Origin of the sequence: Kluyvera georgiana ATCC 51603, from assembly GCF_001654985.1 — a bacterium.
GTDB lineage: Bacteria > Pseudomonadota > Gammaproteobacteria > Enterobacterales > Enterobacteriaceae > Kluyvera > Kluyvera georgiana.
This window is the reverse complement of the sequence record NZ_LXEU01000075.1, coordinates 1-3604: the sequence shown is the minus strand read 5'-3', so window position 1 is coordinate 3604 and position 3604 is coordinate 1. Positions and strand designations below refer to the sequence as shown.

Genomic DNA, 3604 nt, shown 5'->3' with positions numbered 1-3604 from the left:
GGCTTGCGCCGCCAGCTCACGGGCGCGGTGTTTAAGACCAAATTCGCCAATCTGCTGCGCGGTGGGACCGATAAAGACGATGCCCGCTTGTTCGCAGGCGTCGGCAAACGGCAGGCTCTCGGAGAGAAAACCGTAACCCGGCCAGATAGCCTGCGCGCCGCTTTCGCGCGCCGCCTGGATAATGCTGTCGATTTTCAGGTAGCTGTCGCTCGCCTTCTCGCCGCCCAGCGCCAGCGCAATATCGGCCAGCTTGACGTGCTCGGCGTTTTTATCGGCGTCGGAGTAAACCGCTACGCTGGTGATCCCCAGACGTTTCAGGGTGCGGATAGCACGGCAGGCGATTTCGCCACGGTTAGCAATCAGGACGGTGTTAAACATGGTGATTCTCCTTGCGGGCAATCCAGTGGCGCCAGCCCTTAAATTCGGTAATGTCCGCGGCATCGTTAAGCGCCGCCGGTTCACAGATAAAGCCTTTCACCCAACGACCATCGCTTAGCTCCAGCGAGCCAATGCCCAGCGGTGCCGGGATTTCAGCGACAAACTCCCCGAATCGCGCCAGTGGGATATCCCACAATTCCACCTCGATCGCCGCGCCGCTGGCCGCACGGGCAATACCCGGCTTCTGCGGCTGAGTATTAGCCAGCGCGTACAGCCGGTAACACGGTGCGGTATGGGTCGCTTCGACAAATACCGCCCGGCGAGCGGTGAGCTGGAAGTTGAGCGGCATACCGCGCAGATGCGCGCCGACCACGGCCACGCGCACGTGCCGGGAAGAGACCGGCAGCGTGCCCACGTCCGGAGCGAGAGGCTGCCCGGTGGCCCCCATCGGCAGCGCCAGCTGTTGCTGCCAGCGCAGGCCAAAATCCGCCAGCGCACGGTCGTGCCACGCGGGGGCAATCAGCGTGATACCCGCAGGCAGGCCGTCGGCGCGAAAAGGCGCGGGCAACGCCAGCGCGCTGAGATCCGCCAGGTTGGTGAAATTGGTGTAGGTGCCAAACTGCGAGTTGAAGCGCACCGGCTCCTGCTTCATCTCTTCGAGGGTATGGATCGTCGGCGAGGTTGGCACAACCAGCGCATCCACCTCGCCTAACGCGCGCTGAATTTTTTGCGCCAGTTCGGCGCGCAGGTATTCCGCTCTGAAGGCGTCCACCGCGCTGTAGTTCAGCCCGGCGGCGATAATCGCGTGGACGGTCGGATCCATCCGTTCGGGGTGCTGGAGCATTTCGCCGACGGCCGCCGTGCGTTCGGCCACCCACGGCCCCTGATACAGTTGTTCCGCCAGTTGCGAAAAGGCGCTGAAGTCGATCGGTTTTAGCATCGCGCCGCTGTCATGCAAAGCATCCAGCGCCAGCTCCCAGGCCGTCTGCGCCTCGGTATCACCGAAGAAATTCAGCATTTCCGGGATCGCAAATACAGGACTGGACGGCATCGCGGCGGGCGTGGTCGCGGGATGCGTGCGGGAATAGGCATCCTGAGCATCGTCACCGCCCGCCAGCGTGGCGATGGCGAATGCATCCTCCACCGTCAGCGCAAACACCGACAGCGTGTCGTTCAGACGACAGGCGGGTACCACGCCCTTCGCCGACAGCCAGCCTTTGGTCGGCTTTAGCCCGACGATATTGTTGAACCCGGCAGGTACGCGCCCGGAACCGGCGGTATCGGTGCCGAAGGCAAACGGCACCAGACCGCGCGCCACCACGGAAGCGGAGCCGGAGCTGGATCCGCCGCTGACGTAGTCGGCGTTAAAACTGTTCACCACCGCGCCGTACGGTGAACGCGTGCCCACCAGCCCGGTGGCAAACTGGTCCAGATTGGTTTTGCCAATCACGATGGCCCCGGCGGCTTTCAGACGGGCCACCGCTGTGGCATCTTCCTCTGCCACATAGGCAAACGCCGGACAAGCTGCGGTGGTCGGCCAACCTGCGACATCAACGTTATCTTTGACCGCAAAAGGAATACCGAATAACGGCAACGCCTCAGGATTGTTGCGGTAGATGGGCATTAATGCGTCTAGCTGCGCGCTTAGCTGGGCGTCGTTGGCGATCGTTAACCATGCGTTATCGTCGGTCGCCAGCGACTGAATATGCGCCTGTAATAATGCGAACACCGCATTGCTATTTTGCCTGATGTGCTGACGCCAGCCTGCCAGCGTTTTTCCGGTCATAAAAGCCATCGTTGAATCCCTGTTGGTATACAAGATGGAATTCAATTAGCAAGGCCTATGCCAGATATTTAATATATTGTTTTATATTGAATTAAAATAAAACCAGCTATTTCACCAGATATTTTCACGCACCGTAAAAGCGCATTTTCGTACAGTATCGGTGCAATGGTCATAGCAAAAACAAATAATAGAATAAATAGCTAAAATAATTATTTATGAGAATAAGCGAAGTGTCATTACTATGACTATGGATTAACGATGGGATATGGCCTTTCATCGTAATAGATAAAATAAATGACGATCAACCGGGCCAACACGAACAACATCATGCAGGATACCGTGGCTGCATTTGTCGGGGATGTGAAGGGAAAGTGTGCCGCAACACAATAGTTTCCTGGTTTGGCCGGTTCTGAGGCCGGCCTTGATAGTGAGAAATACTCAATTGTTAATTTTTTGTTATGCACATAATCTAATTCCAGACCCGTATTCCCCCTCAGAGAAGCGACAATATGAAGACCGATGCCTTTGCTTTCAGCACCACAAACTGGAATGAGATAGAAGTCACAGAGCATCCGGGAGAAACAGGCATGGCCTACTGGCGTACCCAGTTTTTTGGTCACGAAGCCAATAAAATCCGCGTTCGCATGGTTGACTATAGCCCTGGCTATCTTGCCGATCACTGGTGCCAGAAAGGACATATTCTTTTGTGTATTGAAGGCGAACTGGAAACAACCCTTGAGGATGGGCGTCAATTTGTGTTGAAAGCGGGAATGAGCTATCAGGTGGGCGATAATGCGGAGCCACATCAATCCCGAACCACAACGGGGGCAAAACTTTTCATTGTGGATTAAGCCGATAAACAGATTAAGCCCGGCCTGGAAAAAAGCCGGGCTTAACTATTTATCATGAATCATCCACTATCCGATGATTCATGGAACAACGAATTTCGCTTTCCCTGTACGGAGCGTTAGCAGAGCCTCCTGTTTTCACCACGTGTCAGAACGATCCTTCGCCGGGCATAAAACGTTTCCACTGAGAGCTGGAACTGATATTCCGTTGCCTTCAGCTTTCGCGATTTAAGCATTTTCATCGTAACGCCGCTTATCTGCCCAGCCTCGGCCCTTCTCCGGATTTCACCTGCGCTCAGCTTGAGCTGTTTTTGCAAAATGGACAGAAGGCTAACCTGAAAAGGGTGTGGACTGACCCCACAACAGTAGACATTTCCTGTCCTCACGACGAGGCCTGTTCAAAGGCCTCCGGACTGACGCCGCCGAGGTGGCTGTGACGCCGGGCCTGGTTGTAGAACACTTCAATGTAATCGAAGATAGACCTGCGTCTTCCTGACAATATGCTCATTAACCGACAGGGCCTGATATCTCGTTTTATTGAATCCCTTGATGCAAAGATTGCAGCGCGCTATAGAAGTAAGTTGAAGCAGGG

At 55.5% G+C, this 3604-nt stretch carries 3 protein-coding genes and 2 pseudogenes; 1 reads left to right on the top strand and 4 read right to left on the bottom strand.

The window, feature by feature from the left end:
* On the bottom strand, positions 1 to 378 hold a 378-nt coding region (locus M989_RS18555; protein WP_280686271.1), incomplete at its 3' end, for a biotin carboxylase N-terminal domain-containing protein.
* The gene (atzF, locus tag M989_RS18550) at positions 371 to 2173 is read right to left on the bottom strand and encodes an allophanate hydrolase (protein WP_064547704.1); all 1803 of its coding nucleotides are present in this window, start codon (positions 2171 to 2173) and stop codon (positions 371 to 373) included. The genes atzF and M989_RS18555, both read right to left, overlap by 8 nt.
* Positions 2174 to 2673: 500 nt before the next feature.
* Between atzF and M989_RS18545 the strand changes: the two genes are divergently transcribed.
* Complete coding sequence (locus tag M989_RS18545) at positions 2674 to 3015, top strand: DHCW motif cupin fold protein (RefSeq protein WP_064547702.1); 342 nt, start codon at positions 2674 to 2676, stop codon at positions 3013 to 3015.
* Between the two features lie 116 nt (positions 3016 to 3131).
* Here the strand turns inward: M989_RS18545 and M989_RS24885 are convergent.
* Positions 3132 to 3353: pseudogene (locus M989_RS24885) on the bottom strand (DUF1062 domain-containing protein); the annotation flags it as partial.
* Between the two features lie 41 nt (positions 3354 to 3394).
* Positions 3395 to 3499: pseudogene (locus M989_RS25685) on the bottom strand (IS3 family transposase); the annotation flags it as partial.
* Between the last annotated feature and the right edge of the window lie 105 nt (positions 3500 to 3604).

Coding starts and splice junctions, on each gene's coding strand:
- atzF (WP_064547704.1), bottom strand. CDS start 2,173: ATGGCTTTTATGACCGGAAAAACGCTGGCAGGCTGGCGTCAGCACATC.
- M989_RS18545 (WP_064547702.1), top strand. CDS start 2,674: ATGAAGACCGATGCCTTTGCTTTCAGCACCACAAACTGGAATGAGATA.